21 protein-coding genes and 1 tRNA gene are annotated in these 19,914 nt (G+C 59.9%); 9 read left to right on the top strand and 13 right to left on the bottom strand.

Annotated elements, in window-relative coordinates; genetic code table 11:
• Positions 1-61 precede the first annotated feature (61 nt).
• From ACQ4W0_RS18990 to ACQ4W0_RS18980, 3 genes are all read right to left on the bottom strand, one after another.
• Complete coding sequence (locus tag ACQ4W0_RS18990; protein ID WP_436578153.1) at positions 62-2,293, bottom strand: NADP-dependent isocitrate dehydrogenase; 2,232 nt, start codon at positions 2,291-2,293, stop codon at positions 62-64.
• Positions 2,294-2,295: 2 nt separating this feature from the next.
• Positions 2,296-2,508: a hypothetical protein gene (locus ACQ4W0_RS18985; protein WP_436578152.1), complete on the bottom strand. Its 213-nt coding sequence runs from the start codon at positions 2,506-2,508 to the stop codon at positions 2,296-2,298.
• 61 nt (positions 2,509-2,569) lie between these two features.
• Entirely contained in the window at positions 2,570-2,824 is a 255-nt protein-coding gene (locus ACQ4W0_RS18980) for a hypothetical protein (RefSeq protein ID WP_436578151.1), read from the bottom strand.
• A gap of 551 nt (positions 2,825-3,375) precedes the next feature.
• Here ACQ4W0_RS18980 and ACQ4W0_RS18975 point away from each other — a divergent pair.
• From ACQ4W0_RS18975 to ACQ4W0_RS18960, 5 genes are all read left to right on the top strand, one after another.
• A complete protein-coding gene (locus tag ACQ4W0_RS18975) occupies positions 3,376-3,843 on the top strand; it encodes a DUF3761 domain-containing protein (RefSeq protein ID WP_436578150.1) in 468 nt (155 codons plus the stop codon).
• A gap of 190 nt (positions 3,844-4,033) precedes the next feature.
• A complete protein-coding gene (locus ACQ4W0_RS18970; protein WP_436578149.1) occupies positions 4,034-4,333 on the top strand; it encodes a hypothetical protein in 300 nt (99 codons plus the stop codon).
• A gap of 112 nt (positions 4,334-4,445) precedes the next feature.
• Positions 4,446-4,580 (top strand): DUF3761 domain-containing protein, encoded by a 135-nt coding sequence (locus ACQ4W0_RS29150; protein WP_495542777.1) that lies wholly within the window; start codon positions 4,446-4,448, stop codon positions 4,578-4,580.
• Entirely contained in the window at positions 4,520-4,879 is a 360-nt protein-coding gene (locus ACQ4W0_RS18965; RefSeq protein WP_436578148.1) for a hypothetical protein, read from the top strand. The genes ACQ4W0_RS29150 and ACQ4W0_RS18965 overlap by 61 nt, the downstream gene beginning before the upstream one ends.
• Positions 4,876-5,544: a tyrosine-type recombinase/integrase gene (locus ACQ4W0_RS18960; RefSeq protein WP_436578147.1), complete on the top strand. Its 669-nt coding sequence runs from the start codon at positions 4,876-4,878 to the stop codon at positions 5,542-5,544. Before ACQ4W0_RS18965 ends, ACQ4W0_RS18960 begins: the two co-directional genes overlap by 4 nt.
• 88 nt (positions 5,545-5,632) lie before the next feature.
• Here ACQ4W0_RS18960 and ACQ4W0_RS18955 read toward each other — a convergent pair.
• The 4 genes from ACQ4W0_RS18955 to ACQ4W0_RS18940 all read right to left on the bottom strand — a co-directional run bounded on the left by ACQ4W0_RS18955 (position 5,633) and on the right by ACQ4W0_RS18940 (position 7,799).
• Positions 5,633-5,707 (bottom strand) — tRNA-Val (locus ACQ4W0_RS18955).
• 81 nt (positions 5,708-5,788) lie between these two features.
• Positions 5,789-6,505, bottom strand: coding sequence for a DNA polymerase III subunit epsilon (dnaQ, locus tag ACQ4W0_RS18950; protein ID WP_436578146.1), 717 nt, complete (start codon positions 6,503-6,505; stop codon positions 5,789-5,791).
• Between the two features lie 87 nt (positions 6,506-6,592).
• Positions 6,593-7,030 (bottom strand): ribonuclease HI, encoded by a 438-nt coding sequence (gene rnhA, locus ACQ4W0_RS18945; protein WP_436578145.1) that lies wholly within the window; start codon positions 7,028-7,030, stop codon positions 6,593-6,595.
• Entirely contained in the window at positions 7,023-7,799 is a 777-nt protein-coding gene (locus tag ACQ4W0_RS18940; protein ID WP_436578144.1) for a class I SAM-dependent methyltransferase, read from the bottom strand. Before ACQ4W0_RS18940 ends, rnhA begins: the two co-directional genes overlap by 8 nt.
• A 19-nt stretch (positions 7,800-7,818) precedes the next feature.
• Between ACQ4W0_RS18940 and gloB the strand changes: the two genes are divergently transcribed.
• Positions 7,819-8,628, top strand: a complete 810-nt coding sequence (gene gloB, locus ACQ4W0_RS18935) for a hydroxyacylglutathione hydrolase (protein WP_436578143.1) — start codon at positions 7,819-7,821, stop codon at positions 8,626-8,628.
• Positions 8,629-8,709: 81 nt separating this feature from the next.
• On the opposite strand, the gene aceB is transcribed toward gloB, so the two are convergent.
• The gene (gene aceB / locus ACQ4W0_RS18930) at positions 8,710-10,308 is read right to left on the bottom strand and encodes a malate synthase A (RefSeq protein ID WP_436578142.1); all 1,599 of its coding nucleotides are present in this window, start codon (positions 10,306-10,308) and stop codon (positions 8,710-8,712) included.
• Between the two features lie 216 nt (positions 10,309-10,524).
• On the opposite strand from aceB, the gene ACQ4W0_RS18925 reads away from it, so the two are divergent.
• Positions 10,525-11,436 carry a LysR family transcriptional regulator gene (locus tag ACQ4W0_RS18925; protein ID WP_436578141.1) on the top strand — a complete coding sequence of 304 codons (912 nt, stop codon included), beginning with the start codon at positions 10,525-10,527 and terminating at the stop codon, positions 11,434-11,436.
• Between the two features lie 299 nt (positions 11,437-11,735).
• Here the strand turns inward: ACQ4W0_RS18925 and ACQ4W0_RS18920 are convergent, their stop codons facing one another.
• The 4 genes from ACQ4W0_RS18920 to ACQ4W0_RS18905 form a co-directional block, all read right to left on the bottom strand.
• Complete coding sequence (locus ACQ4W0_RS18920; RefSeq protein WP_010398811.1) at positions 11,736-11,939, bottom strand: cold-shock protein; 204 nt, start codon at positions 11,937-11,939, stop codon at positions 11,736-11,738.
• A 299-nt stretch (positions 11,940-12,238) separates the two neighbouring features.
• Positions 12,239-12,601: an Hpt domain-containing protein gene (locus ACQ4W0_RS18915; protein ID WP_436551250.1), complete on the bottom strand. Its 363-nt coding sequence runs from the start codon at positions 12,599-12,601 to the stop codon at positions 12,239-12,241.
• 22 nt (positions 12,602-12,623) lie between these two features.
• Positions 12,624-13,274, bottom strand: coding sequence for a uracil phosphoribosyltransferase (upp, locus tag ACQ4W0_RS18910; protein ID WP_102120739.1), 651 nt, complete (start codon positions 13,272-13,274; stop codon positions 12,624-12,626).
• A gap of 145 nt (positions 13,275-13,419) precedes the next feature.
• A complete protein-coding gene (locus tag ACQ4W0_RS18905; RefSeq protein WP_436578140.1) occupies positions 13,420-15,102 on the bottom strand; it encodes an isovaleryl-CoA dehydrogenase in 1,683 nt (560 codons plus the stop codon).
• Between the two features lie 396 nt (positions 15,103-15,498).
• Between ACQ4W0_RS18905 and ACQ4W0_RS18900 the strand changes: the two genes are divergently transcribed.
• Together ACQ4W0_RS18900 and ACQ4W0_RS18895 are read left to right on the top strand one after the other, a co-directional pair.
• Positions 15,499-17,238, top strand: a complete 1,740-nt coding sequence (locus tag ACQ4W0_RS18900; protein ID WP_436578139.1) for a putative bifunctional diguanylate cyclase/phosphodiesterase — start codon at positions 15,499-15,501, stop codon at positions 17,236-17,238.
• On the top strand, positions 17,235-18,731 hold the full coding sequence (locus tag ACQ4W0_RS18895; RefSeq protein WP_436578138.1) for an HDOD domain-containing protein: 1,497 nt from the start codon (positions 17,235-17,237) through the stop codon (positions 18,729-18,731). Before ACQ4W0_RS18900 ends, ACQ4W0_RS18895 begins: the two co-directional genes overlap by 4 nt.
• 83 nt (positions 18,732-18,814) lie before the next feature.
• Here the strand turns inward: ACQ4W0_RS18895 and aroC are convergent, their stop codons facing one another.
• The gene (gene aroC, locus ACQ4W0_RS18890) at positions 18,815-19,909 is read right to left on the bottom strand and encodes a chorismate synthase (protein WP_436578137.1); all 1,095 of its coding nucleotides are present in this window, start codon (positions 19,907-19,909) and stop codon (positions 18,815-18,817) included.
• Positions 19,910-19,914: the final 5 nt, after the last annotated feature.

Below are 19,914 nucleotides of genomic sequence, written 5' to 3'. Positions count from 1 at the left end.
CGCTCCCGGCGGCGTTTTTTTATCAGGCAGCAGTCAAGAACTGACTGCCTTCAAGACTGCATCAGATGCTGTCCAGCACCGCATTCAAACTGGCGCTAGGACGCATGACCGCTTCCGTCTTCGCCGGATCGGGCAGGTAGTAGCCGCCGATATCCGCTTCCTTGCCTTGCACTGCTTTCAGCTCGGCCACGATCTTCTCTTCATTCTCGGTCAGGGCTTTGGCCAATGGCGCGAAATGCGCTGCCAGTTCCGCATCGTCCTTCTGCGCTACCAGGGCTTGCGCCCAGTACATGGCCAGGTAGAAATGGCTGCCGCGGTTGTCGAGTTCACCGGTACGTGGCGATGGCGACTTGTTGTTATCCAGCAGCTTGCCGGTGGCTTCATCCAGGGTTTTCGCGAGGATTTTGGCCTTCGCATTGCCCGTCTTGATGCCCATGTCTTCCAGCGACACGGCCAGGGCCAGGAACTCGCCCAGCGAATCCCAGCGCAAATGGTTTTCTTCCACCAGTTGCTTGACGTGTTTCGGTGCCGAACCGCCTGCGCCCGTTTCGTACATGCCGCCACCGGCCATCAGCGGCACGATCGACAGCATCTTGGCGCTGGTGCCCAGTTCCAGGATCGGGAACAAATCGGTCAGGTAGTCGCGCAGGATGTTGCCGGTCACCGAAATGGTGTCCAGGCCGCGGAAGGCGCGTTCCAGGGTGTAGCGCATGGCGCGCGTCTGCGACATGATCTGGATTTCCAGGCCGCTCGTGTCGTGCTCCTTCAGGTACACCTGCACCTTCTTGATGACTTCGTTCTCGTGCGGACGGTAGGAATCGAGCCAGAACACGGCAGGCATGCCCGAGTTGCGCGCACGCGTGACAGCCAGCTTGACCCAGTCGCGGATCGGCGCGTCCTTGACCTGGCACATGCGCCAGATATCGCCCTCTTCCACCGTTTGCGTCAGCAGCACTTCGCCCGTTTCCAGGTCGGTGATGTTGGCGGTGCCACCTTCCGGCACTTCAAACGTCTTGTCGTGCGAACCGTACTCTTCCGCTTGCTGCGCCATCAGGCCCACGTTCGGCACGGTGCCCATGGTCTTCGGATCGAAGTTGCCATGCCATTTGCAGAAACCGATCATTTCCTGGTAGATGCGCGCGAAAGTCGATTCCGGCATGACTGCCTTGACATCCTTCGGACGGCCATCGGCGCCCCACATCTTGCCGCCGATACGGATCATGGCGGGCATGGACGCGTCGACGATGATGTCGTTCGGCGAATGGAAGTTGGTGATGCCCTTGGCCGAATCGACCATGGCCAGTTCCGGGCGATTCGCGTGGCAGGCGTGCAAATCTTTCAGCACTTCATCTTTTTGCGACGCTGGCAGGGTCTCGATCTTGTCGTACAGATTGCTCATGCCATTGTTGACATTCACGCCCAGCTTGTCGAACAGTTCTGCGTGCTTGGCGAACGCGTCCTTGTAGAAAATACGCACGCAGTGGCCGAAGACGATCGGGTGCGAAACTTTCATCATGGTCGCCTTGACGTGCAGCGAGAACATCACGCCCGTCTTGAAGGCGTCGTCGATTTCCTTCTCGTAGAACTCCAGCAGCGCTTTCTTGCTCATGAACATGCTGTCGATGATTTCGCCCGCTTTCAGCGCAACCTTCGGTTTCAGCACGATGGTCTTGCCCGAGGCGGTGACCAGTTCCATCTTGACATCACGCGCCTTTTCCAGGGTCAGCGATTTTTCGCCATGGTAGAAGTCGCCATGATGCATGTGCGAGACGTGGGTTTGCGACGCCTGGCTCCATTCGCCCATCGAATGCGGGTGCTTGCGTGCATACTCTTTGACAGCCTTAGGTGCGCGGCGGTCGGAATTGCCTTCACGCAGGACCGGATTGACCGAGCTGCCGATGCACTTGCCGTAACGGGCCTTCAAGGCTTTTTCTTCTTCCGTCTTCGCGTCTTCCGGATAGTCCGGCAGCTTGTAGCCACGGCCTTGCAATTCGCGCACGCAGGCGATCAATTGACCTTGGGAAGCGCTGACGTTCGGCAATTTGATGATGTTGGTGTCTGGATTCTGGGTCAATTTGCCCAGTTCAGCCAGGGTATTCGGGACTTTTTGCGCGTCCGTCAGGAATTCGGGAAATTCGGCCAGTACACGCGACGCCACCGAAATATCCGTGGCGACCACGTCCACGCCAGCCGGCGCGGTGAATTTTTTGATAATTGGCAGCAGGGAATACGTCGCGAGCAGCGGCGCCTCGTCAGTCAGCGTGTAGATGATTTTGGATTTTTGTGTTGCCATGTTCATTCCCTTGTATGCGGTGATGCCTGGTGGTTAACTTTCTTCATTCCAAACACAGGACGGTTAGCCTTGCTTTGGATGGCTAGTGTGCCGGCGGTGACGCCGTGCTTGCCCACCACGTATTTTAGACTGTCCTGCCGCTGTTTGTGTATCCGATGGCGACGAATCTTATATAAGACAGCAAATATCTGAAGCTGCCGGGCCAGAACGGCCATTTTCCTCCTTGAAATGCGCGCAGGAGAATAGCAGGGCATGTATGCGGCCATGAAGAAGCATTCAATATTGACAATATTTAAGTAGAAGCGATGTCATGCCCGCTGGTTCTTGACGATGCCGCACATTCGTCAGCGCCAGGCAAAAGTTGAGCACGATCAAGGCCCAAGCTTCGTATTGCCAGCCCCAGCAGACCCACAGCACATTGCTGATCAACAAGACCCAGAACCCGGCAAAGCGCCGCGCGGCCGTGCGCGAGCCCACCAGCCAGGCCGCCACCATGGCGGGCCATGGCAACAGTTCGATGATCTCAGACATGGGGCCTCCCGTATGCTGCGCGCTTGGCCGACTTGCCATGACATCAGCGCGCACCAGCGCAGCGATGCGCGCCCGCCATGCTGCGCCGCGCTGCCTGCGCATCCTGATGTCAAATGGTGTCAATTAAGTCATCTTTTCAGATAATCCATAGCATGCGCAAGCTTCGTGCTTGTCCATGCATTGTTTGTATCAGAGGTGTGTCCGATAAAACGGAATCAGCTGCGCGAGCGCCACGGATATGCGCGCGAAATTCGTTTCTATCGACTGGGCAAGCAAGCAGGCATTGCATCGCCTGATTACGGCGTCAAGCTCACGAACTAGGTAACCCTTACCGCAAAGGCAAGCCCGTGGGTATCTCGCGGAGACGGGTGAGCGACTGGTGAAGTATCGCAGCAATTCAATAAAGTTCCCTTGAGCAATTCGCTCAGGTGCTTGATGCGCCTCCCGTGTCTGCGCAATCGCCAATGTATTTTCTCGGAAGAGTCAACGGCACATGCGCAGCTGCGTTAATGCATGCAGGCACGTCATTCCGTGCACACCGGAGACTCAAAATGAAGAAAATTTTAGCAATGCTCGCTGTAAGTGCCGCCTTCGCATCGCAGGCGTTCGCGCAAACTCCGACGGCCGCGCCTTCGGTTACCCCTAAGCCATCGGCCGCAGCAATGGGGAATCCGGCTTCGCCCGATGCAGCTCCAATGCTCAAGTGCAAAGATGGTTCGGCGCCAACAGGCCAATCCACTCATGGCTGCCGAGGTCACGGCGGCATGATGACCAATGGAGCATCTGCGAAGATGGTGTCTGGCACAGCTTCTGCGGCGGCAGTTGCTAGCAAGGCAGCGCCAGCTCAGATGGCTCCGGGTGGCGGCGCTGGCAAGGTTTGGGTTAACACCTCAAGTAAGGTCTATCATTGCGAGGGTGACAAGTATTATGGCAAGACAAAAAAAGGTGAATACATGGCAGAAGCCGATGCTAAAACCAAAGGTTTCCATGCGGAACACGGAAAGGCTTGCGGCAAATAGTCCAATGTGAAGATTCGCATTGACCATATTATTGCCGGTCGACGCGTTGCCTGCTTTCCAGTTCATCAGCCCGCCTCGCGCGGGCTTTTTTACGCCTGTCACTGCAACTATTGAATAGATTTCCTGTTGGTAATTTTACATATAATTGGTACGCGCAACGGCACGCTTGTATGCCGCACCAGGAACAGAAATGAAGAAAATTTTGGTTGCGATTTTAGCGCTCTCCCTCACGTTGCCGGCCTTCGCGCGCGGTGATGGCCATGGTGGAGGTCGTGGTGCGGGGCATTCAGTCGGCAGTGGCCATCATTCCTCAAAACCAGCATCGGGGAATGGCGCCACTTCTAGCCGAACACATGTTTCGGGATATACAAAAAAAGACGGGACCCACGTCGCGCCTCACAATAGGTCATCCAAGGACTCGACCGCTGCAAACAACTGGTCCACCAAGGGCAATACAAATCCTGAGACCGGCAAGGCTGGCACAAAGTAAACCAACTCAGCAAGCAGCCCTGCACGCGGCAAGCGCAGCGCAGAACGAAATACATTACAAATAAAATATTTTCCATGAAGGAAAAATGAAAACTTTTATCTTTTAAGTTGCCATGGCCTTTTTCACCGCACTGACCGGATGCGGGGGCGGCGACGTTGATAGCGGCTCTGTCAAATGCAAGGACGGGTGGATCTCACCATCAAAAGACAAGCAAGGGGCTTGCTCGTCGCATGGCGGCGTGGCCTGATTTTCATTTCCAATCACCACGAACCACGCCCGCCTCGCGCGGGCTTTTTAGTCTCATCGCATTTCCAATCACTTCCAACTTGGCAAGATGCGACGCATAATACTTTCATGCAACTATGTGCCGCCATCATCAAGATCAATCAGATTCAGTTGGCCGTAGTTCAGGTCGAGCCAGGGCATACTTGGCCGTCCACTGGCCCGGCCGCCCTGCGCCATGCACAGCAGTTCTTCCCTACCCTCCCCATCCTGCTGCTTTCGCCGCGCGTCGGCGGCTTGCCGATCATGCTATTCGTGACATGAGCAAGCTCATACCAAATAAGAAATCCGGCAAACTGGAGCCTGCCTATGCGCCAGCAACGGTGAACCGGTCATTGGCCTGTGCAAAAAAAGGATTGCAGCTGGCATGGCGCCAGCGCCTCATTCCTGAAAACTATGGCTTGCGGATCGATAACGTGGCCGTCAGTAACAAGCGCGAGGTGTTTCTCACGGTTGAGCAAGTGAGGAAGATTGCCGCCTTCTGCACGCCGATTGCGCAGGCCGCGATATGGGCAGCACTGCTGACTGGCGCGCGCCGCGGTGAACTGTTCCAGATTCAGCGTGAGCATATTGGGAAGGATTCGATCTCCTTCCCTGCCAGCAATACTAAAACACTTCGCATGCGCGTGGTACCGATCATTCCGGCCTTGCGGCCATGGCTGAAATATTTTCCATTGGAGATGACGTTGTACGGCGTGCAATCGTCTTGGCGCCGCGCGCGCGTGAAAGCTGGAATGCCTCATGTGAATTTCCATGACCTGCGCCATTCTTGCGCAAGCATCATGCTGGGCCTGGGCGTGGACCTGTACACCATCAGCAAAATTCTCGGCCATGCCAATGTGCAAACAACCCAGCGCTACGCACACTTGCAGGTGGATGCTCAGCGCCTGGCGCTGGATAAGCTATCGGCACTGGTGGTGGCGAAGTAAATTACACCCGAAAATTACACCCAATAAAAAAGCCGACTACATAAATGTGTCGGCTTTAATATAAGTACTTGATTGTATTGAGAATTCTTGGTGGGAAGTGCAAGTTTCGAACTTGCGACCCCTGCAGTGTGAATGCAGTGCTCTACCCCTGAGCTAACCTCCCGAAGCGAGGCGAATTATCGCATAGGTATTGCGGCATCTGCAAGGACTGGCAACAGGAAATTTAGCATGTCACGCTTTTTTCTCAGGCGGCCGCTGGTGGCGCCAGGACGGCGGTCCAGATGCACTGGCCTTTGGCGGCCTTGTCGAGGCCGGCGATGGTGGCTTCGTGGGCGGCAAGCTCGTCGGCCGTGGCGCTCTGGAAGATGACTTCGGCCAGGGGCACGATTTCCAGCACGGCGCCGTCGGCAGCCACTTCCACTTCTTCTTCCATGCTCAGGCTGTTTTGCCCCCGCGTCATGGCCAGGTAGACGTCGGCCAGCAATTCGGAGTCGAGCAGCGCGCCGTGCAGCTTGCGGTGGGCGTTCGACACGCCGTAGCGGTCGCACAGGGCGTCGAGCGAGTTGCGCTTGCCCGGATGCATTTCCTTCGCCTGCACCAGGGTATCGATCACGCCATGCACTTGCTCATGCACGGGCGGCAGGTTCAGGCGCTTGAATTCCGCGTTGAGGAAGCCAATATCGAACGGGGCGTTGTGGATGATCAGTTCGGCACCGGCGATAAACGCGCGAAATTCTTCCGCGATTTCCGCGAATTTCGGCTTGTCGCTGAGGAATTCCGTCGTCAATCCGTGGACGGCCAGCGCACCCTCTTCCGAATCGCGCTCGGGATTGATGTAATGGTGGAAATTATTCCCCGTCAACATGCGGTTGCTCAGTTCGACCGCCCCGATCTCCAGGATGCGGTCGCCCGTGCGCGGGTTCAGGCCGGTGGTTTCAGTATCGAGAACAATTTGACGCATGGCGGATTCCGTCGTAAAAGCAAAAAGCGAAGGGCACAGTATAGCAAACCTGTGCCCTTCGATTACAACTGGCGACGCCGGACAGTCTTACGCGCGCACGGTTTCCACGCCCATATTGGCCAGTTCATCGGCCCGCTCGTTGCCCGGATGACCATTGTGACCGCGCACCCAGCGCCATTCCACTTCATGCACGGCCTGGGCCGTATCGAGGGCTTGCCACAGGTCGACGTTCTTGACAGGCGCCTTGGCCGCCGTTTTCCAGCCGCGTGCTTTCCAGCCGTGGATCCATTCGCTGATGCCCTTCTGGACATACTGGCTATCGGTATACAACACTACCTGGCAGGGACGTTTGAGCGCCGTCAAGGCTTCGATCACGGCCTTCAATTCCATGCGGTTATTCGTCGTATTGAGTTCCCCGCCGTAAATTTCTTTCTTGGCGCCATCGGCCACCATCAGCGCGCCCCAGCCGCCCGTGCCGGGATTGCCCTTGCATGCGCCATCAGCGTAAATTTCTACCTTATCCATCTTGCTGTTCCCGCCTTTTATTCGTGACCGGTGCGCCTGCGGGCGCCGTCGCCGGTTTTTTGGTCCACGCCGGACCGATCAAACGCATCCCTTTGACGCGCTTGATCGCCTGCACTATATACACTGCGCCCAGATATGGCCACCAGCGCGCACCGGCCTTGTCCATGAAGGCGTTACGGCGCAGCCATTTTTCTGTCCTGCAGGCAGGTGCGTAACAGCCGAAGTGGCTTTGACTGACGCCCATGTTCAACAATTTTAACCAGTCTTTCATGCGCGACATAGAGATCAGCTCGCCCGCCCGCGGCAGGTAATGGCGCCCCGTGACCCGCCCCAGGCCCTGGCGCATGCCCCACAGGCTGGCCGGATTGAAGCCGCAGACGATGACACGCCCCTCCGGTATCAGCACACGCTCGACTTCGCGCAAGACCTGGTGCGGCTCGGCGGCAAATTCTAGTACGTGCGGCAAGACCACCAGGTCCAGGCTTTGCGAGTCGAACGGCAACTCGTCGAAGGCAGACACCAGGGTCAAACGGCTCTCTTGCGGCGAAAGCAAAGGCAGGCGCGAATCGAGCAGCCATTTGTTCGGCATGCGACTGGCGGCCAGCGCGTCGAGCTGGGGCAAGCCGATCTGCACGGCGTTGTAACCGAAGATGTCGACCGTCAGACTGTCAAGGCATTGCTGCTCCCAGGCACGCACGTACACACCGGCCGGTGTCTGCAGCCAGCCATCAAGCGCTATAATGGATTTTTCGGATGCCACACTGTCCATTCAGTTTTCTCTTTTGCTCATGACACATTCCCCTGAACACGCTTTATCGGTACTTGCCGTGCCCGCCTTTGCCGACAATTACCTGTGGCTGATCCATGACGGCCGCCATGCCGCCGTGGTCGACCCCGGCGATGCGATGGCCATCCTCGATGCGCTGCAAGCCCATCAGTTGACCTTGTCCGCCATTTTACTCACACACCACCACGCCGACCACACGGGTGGCGTGCCTGAATTGTTGCAGCATTTCGCCGTGCCCGTCTTCGGCCCTCGCAATGAGGCTATCACAGCCATCTCGGAACCGCTTGCCGAAGGCGATGTTGCCTATGTGGCCGAGCTGGGCTTGCAGATGACGGTCATCGACGTGCCCGGCCACACCAAGGGGCATATCGCCTATGTGCGCCAACGCGACGAGCGCAGCGGCGCACCATGGCTGTTTTCCGGCGACACCCTGTTTGCCGGCGGCTGCGGCCGCCTGTTCGAAGGCACGCCGGGCCAGATGGCCGACTCGCTGGGCAAGCTGGCCGCCCTGCCCGACGATACCGAGGTATTTTGCGCGCATGAGTACACCTTGTCCAATCTGCGCTTCGCCAACGCCGTCGAGCCGGGCAATGTGACCTTGCAGGAACGCATCGCCATCGACACGGAAAAGCGCCAGCAAGGCTTATCGACCGTGCCGTCGACCATTGCCCTTGAGAAGGCCACGAACCCCTTCCTGCGCTACAGCGAACCGGAAATTCTGACCAGCCTGAAGGTGGAAGGCAAGCTGGCCGCCGGTGCCTCGCCCGTGGAAGCGTTCGCGGCCTTGCGCATGTGGAAAAATAGTTTTTAAGCCGATCTTGCCGCAATGAAAAATCCCGGCAGATGCTTTATGGCATCGCCGGGATTTTTTCATGCTGCTACTTGATCAGGATCATATTTCTTCGTACAGCGGCAAGGTCAGGAATTCGGCGAACGATTCCGACGTCGACATTTCCTCGAAGATTTGGCCGGCGCGCACATAGGTCGGCCCGTTGCCGCCTGGCGCATCGCGCTGCACCTTGGCCAGTTCTTCCGGAATCATGGCGCGCACCATGTCGGCCGTGACCTTGCGGCCGTCTTCCAGCACACCCTTGCTGGATCGAATCCACTGCCACACTTGCGAGCGGCTGATCTCGGCCGTGGCCGCATCTTCCATCAGGTTATGGATAGGCACGCAACCATTGCCAGCCAGCCAACTGCCCAGGTAGTGGATACCCACGTTGATGTTGTAGCGCAAGCCAGCTTCCGTGATCGGCGCTTCCGGCTGGAAGTTCAGCAAGTCCGACGCTTTCACATCGATGTCGGGACGCTGTTTCTCGATCTGGTTCGGCTTATCGCCCAGCACTTTCGTAAACTCGCCCATGGCCAGCTCCACCAGGCCCGGATGGGCCACCCAGCCGCCGTCGTAGCCGTCAGTGGCATCGCGCGCCTTGTCGGTGCGCACGCCGCCCATGGCGATATCGTTCTTTTCCGGATCGTTCTTGATCGGGATCAAGGCTGCCATGCCGCCAATCGCCGGTGCGCCACGTTGATGACACGTTTTCAGCAGCAGCAAGGCGTAGGCGCGCATGAATGGCGCCGTCATCGTGACTTTGGCGCGGTCGGCCAGGCAGAAATCCTTGTCCAGCTTGAATTTCTTGATGCACGAGAAGATGTAATCCCAGCGGCCCGCGTTCAGGCCCGAGCTGTGCTCCTTCAGTTCGTACAGGATTTCATCCATTTCAAACGCAGCCAAAATGGTTTCGATCAGGACAGTCGCCTTGATCGTGCCCTGTGGCAAGCCCAATTCGTTTTGCGTCATGACGAAAATATCGTTCCACAGGCGCGCTTCCAGGTGCGATTCCATCTTCGGCAGGTAGAAATACGGGCCGGCGCCGCGCGCCAGTTGTTCCTTGGCGTTATGGAACATGAACAGGGCAAAATCGAAAATGCCACCGGAAATGCGCTTGCCATCGACCAGCACGTGCTTTTCATCGAGGTGCCAGCCGCGCGGGCGCACGACGAGGGTGGCGATCTTGTCGTTCAGCTTGTACGACTTGCCATTTTGCTCCAGCGAAATCGTCTTGCGCACGGCGTCGAACATATTGATCTGGCCCGTCAGCTGGTTATCCCAGTTCGGCGTGTTCGAATCCTCGAAGTCCGTCATGTAGCTGTCCGCGCCGGAATTGAAGGCGTTGATGACCATCTTGCGCTCGACGGGACCGGTGATTTCCACCCGGCGGCATTCCAGCGCCTTCGGGATCGGCGCGATCTTCCAGTCGCCGTTGCGGATGTGCGCGGTTTCTGGCAGGAAATCAGGACGCTCACCCGCGTCGAGGCGCTTGGCCCGTTCCACACGCACGGCCAGCAATTCCTGGCGGCGCGGCTCGAAGGCGCGCGTCAGCTTGGCCACCAGAGCCAGCGCCGCTGGCGTCAAAATCTGTTCGTAGCCGGGCTGGATGTCACCCGTGATTTGCATGCCTTCGGGAAGTGCGATCGTGTTCTGCGTCATGAAGTTCTCCGGTTTTTAATAAATATAAGCAAAGGTAATCTGGTGATCTAAGTATAAGCTGAATGACTGCGCGGACAAGCCGGACAAAGGCGTAAAAACACTCTGCCGGGCGGCGCGTTTGTTCTATAGTATTGCACTATAAGACATGGAAACGAGATTAAAAATCACTTCATCTATGCGTTTTTATCACAAGTGATGGCATCGCGGGAGTACGGCATGGGGCAGTTCAGACAAATATCAACGTTCGTGGAAGTGGTGGCCAAGGGCAGCCTGTCGGCCGCCGCGCGCGCGGAAGGCATTGCCCCGGCCATGATAGGCCGACGCCTCGATGCGCTGGAGCAGCGCCTGGGCGTCAAATTGCTGCAGCGCACGACGCGCAAGCTGGCCTTGACGAATGAAGGCGCCGCCTTTCTGGAAGACTGCCAGCGCATCCTGAGCGAGCTGGAAGAGGCGGAAGCGGCCGTCGCCGAGCGCAGCGTGAAGGCCAGCGGCCATCTGCTCATTTCCGCGCCGGCCGGCTTCGGGCGCCAGCACGTGGCGCCCTTGATCCCCTCGTTCGTGGCCGAGCACCGCGACGTGACGGTGTCGCTGAACCTGAACGACCGCCTGGTCGACCTGATCGGCGAAGGCATCGATGTGGCCATCCGCATCGCCAGCCTGTCCGATTCCTCGCTGGTAAGCACCAAGCTGGCCGACAACCAGCGCGTGCTGGTCGGCTCGCCCGCCTACCTGAAGCGAGCTGGCACGCCATGCATCCCGGCCGACCTGGCGAAGCATAATTGCCTGGCGATCAGCAGCGAAGGCAGCCAGCGGGGCTGGACCTTCCGCGAAAACGGCAAGAATATCATTTTAAAGGTGGCGGGCAATATGGTGTGCAACGATGGCGAAGTGCTGCACGACTGGGCCCTGGCCGGCAAGGGACTGGCGTGGCGCTCGATGTGGGAAGTGGGTGCCGAGATCGCCTCGGGCCAGCTGGTGATGGTGCTGGACCAGTTTGCCGCGCCGGGCAACGATATTTATGCCGTGTTTGCCCAGCGCCGCCATTTGCCGCTGCGCATACGGGCGTTCGTGGATTTTTTGCGGCATAGCTATTCGCAACCAGATTACTGGCGAGAACGAGCAATCTGAGGACCCCCAATCAGACCTACTGCGCGGCGCGCTTTGCAGCCGGCGATGCTCACCGTACTAGAGTACGGTTGCGCTTCTCGGCCACAAATCACTGCCGCTCGCTACGGTCTGATTGGGCGCCGCGCCGGTCCAGAACAGTACGCACCCGCAATCTACCCTAACTCAAAGCGCGCAGAACAAGGGCCATGCAAGCTACAAACCACACGCATAAGGCAGGCAAAACCCATGCCTCACAGAAATTCAGGCGAAAAAAAATCCTCGGAGACCGAGGATTTCTTTATTTCGTTTGATCCAGCGTATTAGATTGGCTGAATGTTCGAAGCTTGCTTGCCTTTAGGGCCAGCGGTCACTTCAAAAGAAACGCGTTGGTTCTCTTGCAGGGACTTGAAGCCGTTCGACTGGATAGCCGAGAAGTGAGCGAACAGATCTTCGCCGCCTTCGTCAGGGGTAATAAAGCCGAAACCCTTCGAATCATTGAACCATTTTACGATGCCAGTTGCCATTACAATTTCCTATTTCAGTTAAGTTGGGCTTGCGCCCGTTATATCGTTTGAAGCAAGAAAGAAATGACAGACAAACTGCACTACTACCTCGAATCCAACGATGCCCAATTATACCAACAAAACTGAGAAAAACCATTCTTTCGCAAAATAAACTTGCAAACACTACTTTAATAGCCAAATCCCCGTCTTGCGGCGCCCTGTACCAGCGGCTTGGAGACACTATATCCTAATCTGCGACGCGGGTGCTTTGCGTTGCATCAAATGAATCATTGTAACCACATCCCTATGGCGCTTGTCACTCAGGCGCTGAAATGGGTGGCGCCCGCATCGCGTGCGGCCCAATGCAGCAGCGCCTCCACTTGCGCCCGCACGGCGGGCCATTCCGCCACCGCCTGCGCCGGCGCATTGAGCATGGCACGCACCTGTTGTTCGATGCGCCGGCATTCCTGCCCCAGCGCAGCAAAACCGAAGGTGGCGGCCGAGCCGGCTACCGCATGCAGCGCACGGTGCAGTTCCGTCAACGGTTCCAGACGGGGTCCTTCGCTGTCGCAGCGGCCGCTTGCCTGCGTAATCGTTTGCATCAGTGCTGGCACGCCAGCCGCATATTTTTCGTTCAGGGCGCGCAAACGCGCGCGAAAATCCGGATCGATCAAGGTCGCCATCGCAATACTCGCCTGAAGTGGCTTACTTGGTGCCGAAGATGCGGTCGCCGGCATCACCGAGGCCCGGCACGATGTAAGCGTGGTCATCCAGGTGCGAATCGAGCGAGGCGCAGAACATCTTGACGTTCGGGTGCGCGTTCTGGAACACGGTCACGCCTTCCGGTGCGGCCACCAGCGCCAGGAAGATGATCTGCTCGTCCGTCACGCCCCGCTTCTTCAGTACGTCGACGGCGTACACGGCCGAATTACCGGTGGCCACCATCGGGTCACACAGGATGAAGGTGCGTTCATTCAAGTCCGGCAGGCGCACCAGGTATTCCACGGGCATGTGGGTAGTAGGATCGCGGTACACGCCGATGTGCCCCACGCGCGCCGATGGCACCAGGTTCAGCAAGCCATCGCTCATGCCGATGCCGGCGCGCAGGATGGGGACGATGGCCAGTTTCTTGCCGGCAATGACGGGCGCGTCGATCGTCACCAGCGGGGTCGTGATTTGGCGCGTGGTCAGTGGCAAGTCGCGCGTGATTTCATAGCCCATCAGCAAGGTAATTTCCTTGAGCAATTCGCGGAAGGTGCGCGTCGACGTATCGTGCTCGCGCATGTGGCTCAGCTTGTGCTGGATCAAAGGGTGATCGGTAATGAACAAATTCGGGAAGCGTGGATCTTGTTTCATATTGTTGTACTTTCTCTGCTCTCTGGCGCGGCGGCAAGCATGGCCGCAGGCGCGCTGTGTGTCGATAAAATGAAGGATTGCCACATTATCCCAGCCCACAGCCCGCCTGTGGCCTGAATTTTCGAAATAATCGGATTTATCGGGGTCAATACTCGCGTAGTGCGCGCGCCAGGATGGCCGCGCAATCAGTGCCCGCCGGCAAGCGGCCATATGCGCCGCCCGGCGCTTGCACCAGCCGCGACTGCAGGAATGCCTGCGCGATGAAGGGCGGTGCATGGCGCAGCAGCAAGGCCGCCTGCACGGCCAGCACGATGCGCTCGGATAATTGCCTGGCGCCGAATTCATCCTTCTGCGGCCCGTCCAGTTCGCTCAGCAGGCGCGTCCGGTACTCGGCAAAGGCGGCGTCGGCATCGCCGGCCAGCGCCAGCTCGGCCGCCAGAGCGTCGCGCGCGGCCGGCGACTTGCCGAAGGCGCGCAAAACGTCGAGGCACATGACGTTGCCCGAACCTTCCCAGATCGAGTTGACGGGCAGTTCGCGGTACAGGCGCGCCAGCGGCGCGTCTTCCACATAACCGGTGCCGCCCAGCACTTCCATGGCTTCCGCGCCGAAACCGGGGCCGCGCTTGCAAATCCAGTACTTGCCGGCCGGCGTCAGCACGCGCGCCAGCATGGCTTGCTGCGGATCTTCCTTTTCATCGAAGCAACGGGCCAGGCGCAGCGCAAACGCCGTGGCCGCTTCCGATTCCAGCGCCAGGTCGGCCAGCACGTTTTGCATCAGGGGCTGTTCGGCCAGCGGCTTGCCGAATACGGCCCGCTGGCGCGCATGGTGCAGCGCCTGCGTCAGGGCGGCGCGCATGATGCCGGTGCTGCCCAGCACGCAATCGAGGCGCGTGTGGCTGGCCATTTCCAGGATGGTGGGAATGCCCCGCCCTGCCTGCCCCACCAGCCAGCCGTAGGCGTTGGTAAATTCCACTTCCGACGACGCATTCGAGCGGTTGCCCAGCTTATCTTTCAGGCGCTGCACGCGGATGGCATTGCGGCTGCCGTCGGGCAGGTAGCGGGGCAGGAAGAAGCACGATAGTCCGCCCTCTTCCGCCTGCGCCAGGATCAGATGGGCGTCGCACTGGGGCGCCGAAAAAAACCATTTGTGGCCGACGATGCGCCAGGCGCTGCCGGCCTCGTCGCCGAACAGGGCCCGCGCCTCGTCGGGCGGCACGCGCACCGCGCGCGTGGTGTTGCTGCGCACGTCCGAGCCGCCCTGCTTTTCCGTCATGCCCATGCCGACCAGGGCGCCGCGCTTCTGTTCCACGGGCAAGGAGCGGGGATCGTATGTGCGCGACAGTATCTTCGGCAACCAGCGGGCGGCGATTTGCGGCAGATCAAGGGCCTGGCGCAAAGCCGGCACCGAGGCATACGTCATCGTCACGGGACACTGCGTGCCGTTTTCCACCTGCCCCACTAATAGATAGGCGGCCGCGCGCGCCACCTGGGCGCCGGGACCGGGCGACGCCCACGGCGACGCGTGCGCACCGGCGCCGACGAGGATGTCCATCAGTGCATGCCAGGCCGGATGGAACAGCACTTCGTCGATGCGGCGCCCGGCCCGGTCGAACTGCTGCAGTTCGGGCGTGTGGATATTGGCCAGGCGCGCCAGCGCGTAGGTCTCGGCGCGGCCCAGCTTTTCGCCCAGCGCGTCGAGCTCCTGCAGCGCCGCGCCACCGCCCTCGCGCAGCAACGCTTCGATCAGTGCCGGGTCGCAGGCGAACAGATTGACGTTTTCAAAGGGCGTGGCCTGGTTGAAAACGTCATGCGTGTCAAAGGCATTCATGGGGGTCTCCTGCGATTTGTTATCATGGCGCCCTTGCCGTCGTTGGCGCACCGTCAACACCGTCTGCCAGCCAGACTAGCGCAAAGCGCATGGCAGGGCAAGCGCGCGACAGGAAACCGGTGCGGCAGAAAGTTTCCACAGGGAACGAAAATGCCTGTGCGTATCGCGCAGCATGATTTTTTTCATGGAAGGCAGGAATATTTACAAAACCTGAAGCAATGTTGCTCTATTTCATGTAATCGAATGCTTTTCAATGATACATTTCGTGTGGATCGCGTTCCGATAGTTGCCCTCCGGCCCGCTATGGCGCGCGTACCACACGATGCACTCTTTCCGTTGGCGCCCTGCCCTGCAGCGAGCGCCGGCACTGATAATAAAAAGGTTAAAGCCAGCACGATGTTTTCCAGTACCCCATCCGCCGCCCACCGCGAGGCACGCCACGAGTTGGACAACCTCATGGAAGAGGCAGGCGACGTCGTGTTCCGGCTCAATACGGACGGTCTGATCCTGTTCGCCAGCAAGCGCGCAGCTACCCTGTTCGGCGCGCCATCGGGCCTGGCCGGCCACTTGCTGCTGCCGCTGGCGGCCGAAGCGTCGCGCGCGGCGCTGCAGGCGGCGCTGGAAGATTCCCTGGAAGAACCGGGCCGCCTGGAAGTGCGCCTGCAAACGCCAGACCAGGAAATCTGGTTCGAGCTGCGCCTGTCTTCTTATATGAACGGGGACGGCATCGCCGAATTACTGGTGGTCGGGCGCGACACCTCGGCTCAGCACAACACGGAAGAGCGCTTGCGCCACATGGCGACGCACGATGCGCTGACCGGGCTGCCGAACCGCCTGCTGCTGTCGGACCGCATCCGCATGGTCATCGCCCAGGCGGCGCGTTCGGGCCAGGGCTTTTCCGTGGCCACCATCGGCCTCGATGGTTTTAAAAAGGTCAACGATGGCCTGGGCCACCCCGTCGGCGACGCCGTGCTGCGTCTGGCCGCCGCGCGCCTGCGCAAGACCTTGCGCGACAGCGACACCCTGGCGCGCGTGGGCGGCGATGAATTCGTCGCCGTGCTGCCCGGCAGCGCCACCGATGCACAAATCAAGCTGGTAACGGGCCGCCTGCTGGCCACCCTGCAGGCGCCGTTCGAAGTCGATGGCCACACGATCTACGTGGGGGCGTCCGTGGGTGTATCGATCTATCCGCAGCACGCAGAAGATGAAGTGCGCCTGGTGGCGCTAGCCGATGCGGCCATGTCGCGCGCCAAGGAAACGGGCAAGGCCCGCTGCCTGGTCTACAGCCCGCGCCTGAATGGCCCGTCGGAACACGACATCTCGCTGGAAGCGGCCATGTTCCACGCCGTGCGCGAAGGCGAATTCCTGCTGTTCTACCAGCCCATCGTCGATGCGCACACGCGGCAAATCCAGGGTTTCGAAACCCTGATGCGCTGGAAGCACCCGACCCTGGGCCTGGTGCCGCCCGTGCGCTTCATCCCGATCGCCGAAGCCAATGGCCTGATCAACCTGCTGGGCGCCTGGGCGCTGAAGGCGGCCTGCGTGCAGCTCAAGCAGTTCCAGGAAGTGGCCAAGCGGCCGCTGTACATCTCCGTCAACATCAGCCCGCGCCAATTCCGCAACGACAAATTCCTCGACGTGCTCGATGACGCCATCGCGTTTTCGGGACTCTCCGGCGAACACCTGGTGCTGGAAATTACGGAAGGCACCCTGATGATCGACCCCGTGCATGCGGAAACCATCCTCGTCAAGATGACGGAGCGCCGCGCGCGCATTGCCATCGACGATTTCGGCACCGGCTATTCCTCGCTGGCGTATCTGAAGCGCTTCCCCATTTCCGTACTGAAGATCGACCGCACCTTCATCAAGGACTTGCCCGAATCGAGCAAGGATGCGGCCATCTGCAACACCATTCTCGACCTGGCCAAGCACTTGAATTTGTCCGTGGTAGCCGAAGGCGTGGAAACGGAGGAGCAGATGCACTTCATGGAGTCGCGCGGTTGCCAGTATGTGCAAGGCTATTTGACGGGCAAGCCGATGCCGGCCCATGCCGCGCTATCGGCCTTGAGCGAAAAAACCTATGCGGCGCTGGTGCCCACGCCGTCTGCCAATGAACAGCGCGGAGGGGTGCAATGAATCCAGGTCATTTCACGGTGCCGACACAGCTCGGCAAAAACACCCTGGACCTGCTGTGGGCGCGCACGCGCCAGCAGGGCGACATGCCCGGCTTCGCGAAAGCCATCAGCGCCATCCTGGGCGCCATGCGCGGCGAGGATGACCACGAATTCGACATCACGCAAACGGTGCTGTCTGACCCTGTCCTCACGCACAAGGTACTGAGACTGGCCAACAGCGGCATGTACTCGGCCTTCGGCCAGAGGGTCAACACGGTCTCGAAGGCCGTGCTGGTGCTGGGCATCGACGCCATCGGCCATCTTGCGCTGGGACTGAAACTGATCGAGGAGCTGTCGCAGGCATCGCCCGACTCCGTCAGCGCCCACGTGGAAATGGAAAAGGCCGTGCTGGCCGGGATGGTGGCGCAGCAGGTGGCCACCAGCGCCGGCAGCCTGCAAGCCGAGCAAGCCGTCGTCTGCTCCATGCTGCATACACTGGGCCGCATGATGGTGACGTTCTACATGACGGACTTCTGGGCGCGCATGCAGGCGCACGCGGGGCCGGGCAACGAGGCGGCCGCCGCGCGCGAAATCCTCGGCCTGTCGCTGCCGGAAGTGGGCTATGCCACGGCCGCCCACTGGGGCTTGCCGCAGCACCTGATCAACGGCATGCGTCCGATGGACCCATCGCCCGACAACGCGCCCGTCAGCGGCGCCGACTGGATGGCGGGCCTGTCGACCATGGCGGCGCGCTGCGCCGACTCGCTGTGGCATGACGATGCGGCTGGCACGGCGCAGGTGCACGCGCTGATCGACGACTATGCGGGCACCCTGGGCATCACGGCCACCGACCTGGTGGTGGCGGTAGACAAGGCCAAGGCGATGGCGGCGGCCGACCTGTCGATCGCGCCACTGTCAAAACCGGCCGAACGGCGCGCGCGCCAACTGGCCTCGACGCGCATGCGCGCCGAGGGCAATCGCGTCCTGATCAGCGGCCTGGCCGACCTGCGCGGCGCCATCGGCAGCGCCAACCCGGGCCAGATGGTCTCGATGGCGCTCGAAACGCTGCACCAGGGCTTTGATTTTTCGCGCTCGGTGGCGTTCGTGCGCAACCACAAGGATCATTTGTACTCGGCGCGCATCAGCATGGGCGAAGGCATGGCCGACCTGCAAGACCTGATGGTGTTTGGCGATGCATATGAGCCGAACGTGTTCCACGCGGCCCTCAATAGCGACCGCGTAATCTTCATCGACAATGCGCGCGACCCGAAATTTGCCGCCAAGCTGCCGCAATGGTGGAAAGCCACCCTGTCGGAAGCGCGCAGCTTCGTCGTGCTGCCGCTGTCGGCCAACGGCCACCCCACGGGATTCTTGTACGGCGACTGGGACGACAGCTTCCCGCCGATTCAATTAAACCAGACGGAATTCAACCTGATCAACGATATCCGCGCGTTACTGGTGCAGTCGGTGGAGATGCGGCATCAATTGGAATTGGTGGCGAACAAGGTGGCGTGATGCTGCCAGCTTTGACCACAAAAGCAAAATCTGGGGTCAGACCCGCCCGGTCTGACCCCAGCTCTTCCGCCGGGAGCTAAAACTTACTTCAACTTCGGCGTCGATACCGACACATCGCCGCATTGCGCGCGGTGCATCAGGGCGTGGTCGATCAGCACCAGCGCCAGCATGGCTTCGGCGATCGGCGTGGCGCGGATGCCCACGCAAGGGTCGTGGCGGCCGAAGGTTTCCACCATCACGGGATTGCCCTCTTTATCGATCGAGCGACGCGGCGTGCGGATCGACGAAGTCGGCTTGATGGCGATCGAGACACTGATATCCTGCCCCGTCGAGATGCCACCGAGCACGCCACCGGCGTTATTGCCGATAAAGCCTTCCGGCGTCAGTTCGTCGCCGTGTTCAGACCCCTTTTGCGCCACGGAGTCGAAGCCGGCGCCGATTTCCACGCCCTTGACGGCATTGATGCCCATCATGGCGTAAGCGATGTCGGCGTCCAGCTTGTCGTAGATGGGCTGGCCCAGTCCCACCGGCACGTTTTGCGCAATCACGTCGATGCGCGCGCCGATGGAATCGCCGTCGCGGCGCAATTGATCCATGGCCTCTTCCATGCGCGCGATCAGGTCCGCGTCGCCGCTGGCGGCAAAGAACGGGTTCGCATGCACGTGCTCCCAGGACTGGAATGGCACGGCAATGTCACCCAGCTGGCTCATGCAGCCCTTGAAGGTGGTGCCGTACTGCTGCTGCAGCCACTTCTTGGCGATGGCCGCCGCACCCACCACGGGCGCCGTCAGGCGCGCCGAGGAACGTCCGCCGCCGCGCGGGTCGCGCACGCCGTATTTATGCCAGTAGGTGTAGTCGGCATGGCCGGGGCGGAAGCTTTCCGCGATATTGCCGTAATCCTTGCTGCGCTGGTCTTCATTGCGGATCAGCAGCGCGATGGGCGTACCCGTCGTCACGCCCTGATACACGCCGGAGAGAATTTCCACCGTGTCCGATTCCTGGCGCTGCGTCACATGGCGCGAAGTGCCCGGCTTGCGGCGGTCCAGCTCGGGCTGGATATCGGCTTCCGACAGGACCAATCCCGGCGGACAGCCATCGATCACGCAGCCGATGGCCGGGCCATGCGATTCGCCGAAAGTGGTAACAGTAAACAGTTTGCCAAAAGAATTGCCGGACATAGTAG

The organism is Janthinobacterium breve (genome assembly GCF_051380895.1).
Taxonomy (GTDB): Bacteria; Pseudomonadota; Gammaproteobacteria; order Burkholderiales; family Burkholderiaceae_D; genus Janthinobacterium.
Note: the sequence above shows the minus strand (reverse complement) of the source record. Positions and strands in the feature narration are given on the sequence as shown.

Bases quoted from the DNA above. Each gene is read 5' to 3' on its own strand.
- ACQ4W0_RS18990 (WP_436578153.1), bottom strand. From the start codon at position 2,293: ATGGCAACACAAAAATCCAAAATCATCTACACGCTGACTGACGAGGCG.
- ACQ4W0_RS18985 (WP_436578152.1), bottom strand. From the start codon at position 2,508: ATGGCCGTTCTGGCCCGGCAGCTTCAGATATTTGCTGTCTTATATAAG.
- ACQ4W0_RS18980 (WP_436578151.1), bottom strand. From the start codon at position 2,824: ATGTCTGAGATCATCGAACTGTTGCCATGGCCCGCCATGGTGGCGGCC.
- ACQ4W0_RS18975 (WP_436578150.1), top strand. From the start codon at position 3,376: ATGAAGAAAATTTTAGCAATGCTCGCTGTAAGTGCCGCCTTCGCATCG.
- ACQ4W0_RS18970 (WP_436578149.1), top strand. From the start codon at position 4,034: ATGAAGAAAATTTTGGTTGCGATTTTAGCGCTCTCCCTCACGTTGCCG.
- ACQ4W0_RS29150 (WP_495542777.1), top strand. From the start codon at position 4,446: ATGGCCTTTTTCACCGCACTGACCGGATGCGGGGGCGGCGACGTTGAT.
- ACQ4W0_RS18960 (WP_436578147.1), top strand. From the start codon at position 4,876: ATGAGCAAGCTCATACCAAATAAGAAATCCGGCAAACTGGAGCCTGCC.
- dnaQ (WP_436578146.1), bottom strand. From the start codon at position 6,505: ATGCGTCAAATTGTTCTCGATACTGAAACCACCGGCCTGAACCCGCGC.
- rnhA (WP_436578145.1), bottom strand. From the start codon at position 7,030: ATGGATAAGGTAGAAATTTACGCTGATGGCGCATGCAAGGGCAATCCC.
- ACQ4W0_RS18940 (WP_436578144.1), bottom strand. From the start codon at position 7,799: ATGGACAGTGTGGCATCCGAAAAATCCATTATAGCGCTTGATGGCTGG.
- gloB (WP_436578143.1), top strand. From the start codon at position 7,819: ATGACACATTCCCCTGAACACGCTTTATCGGTACTTGCCGTGCCCGCC.
- aceB (WP_436578142.1), bottom strand. From the start codon at position 10,308: ATGACGCAGAACACGATCGCACTTCCCGAAGGCATGCAAATCACGGGT.
- ACQ4W0_RS18925 (WP_436578141.1), top strand. From the start codon at position 10,525: ATGGGGCAGTTCAGACAAATATCAACGTTCGTGGAAGTGGTGGCCAAG.
- ACQ4W0_RS18920 (WP_010398811.1), bottom strand. From the start codon at position 11,939: ATGGCAACTGGCATCGTAAAATGGTTCAATGATTCGAAGGGTTTCGGC.
- ACQ4W0_RS18915 (WP_436551250.1), bottom strand. From the start codon at position 12,601: ATGGCGACCTTGATCGATCCGGATTTTCGCGCGCGTTTGCGCGCCCTG.
- upp (WP_102120739.1), bottom strand. From the start codon at position 13,274: ATGAAACAAGATCCACGCTTCCCGAATTTGTTCATTACCGATCACCCT.
- ACQ4W0_RS18905 (WP_436578140.1), bottom strand. From the start codon at position 15,102: ATGAATGCCTTTGACACGCATGACGTTTTCAACCAGGCCACGCCCTTT.
- ACQ4W0_RS18900 (WP_436578139.1), top strand. From the start codon at position 15,499: ATGTTTTCCAGTACCCCATCCGCCGCCCACCGCGAGGCACGCCACGAG.
- ACQ4W0_RS18895 (WP_436578138.1), top strand. From the start codon at position 17,235: ATGAATCCAGGTCATTTCACGGTGCCGACACAGCTCGGCAAAAACACC.
- aroC (WP_436578137.1), bottom strand. From the start codon at position 19,909: ATGTCCGGCAATTCTTTTGGCAAACTGTTTACTGTTACCACTTTCGGC.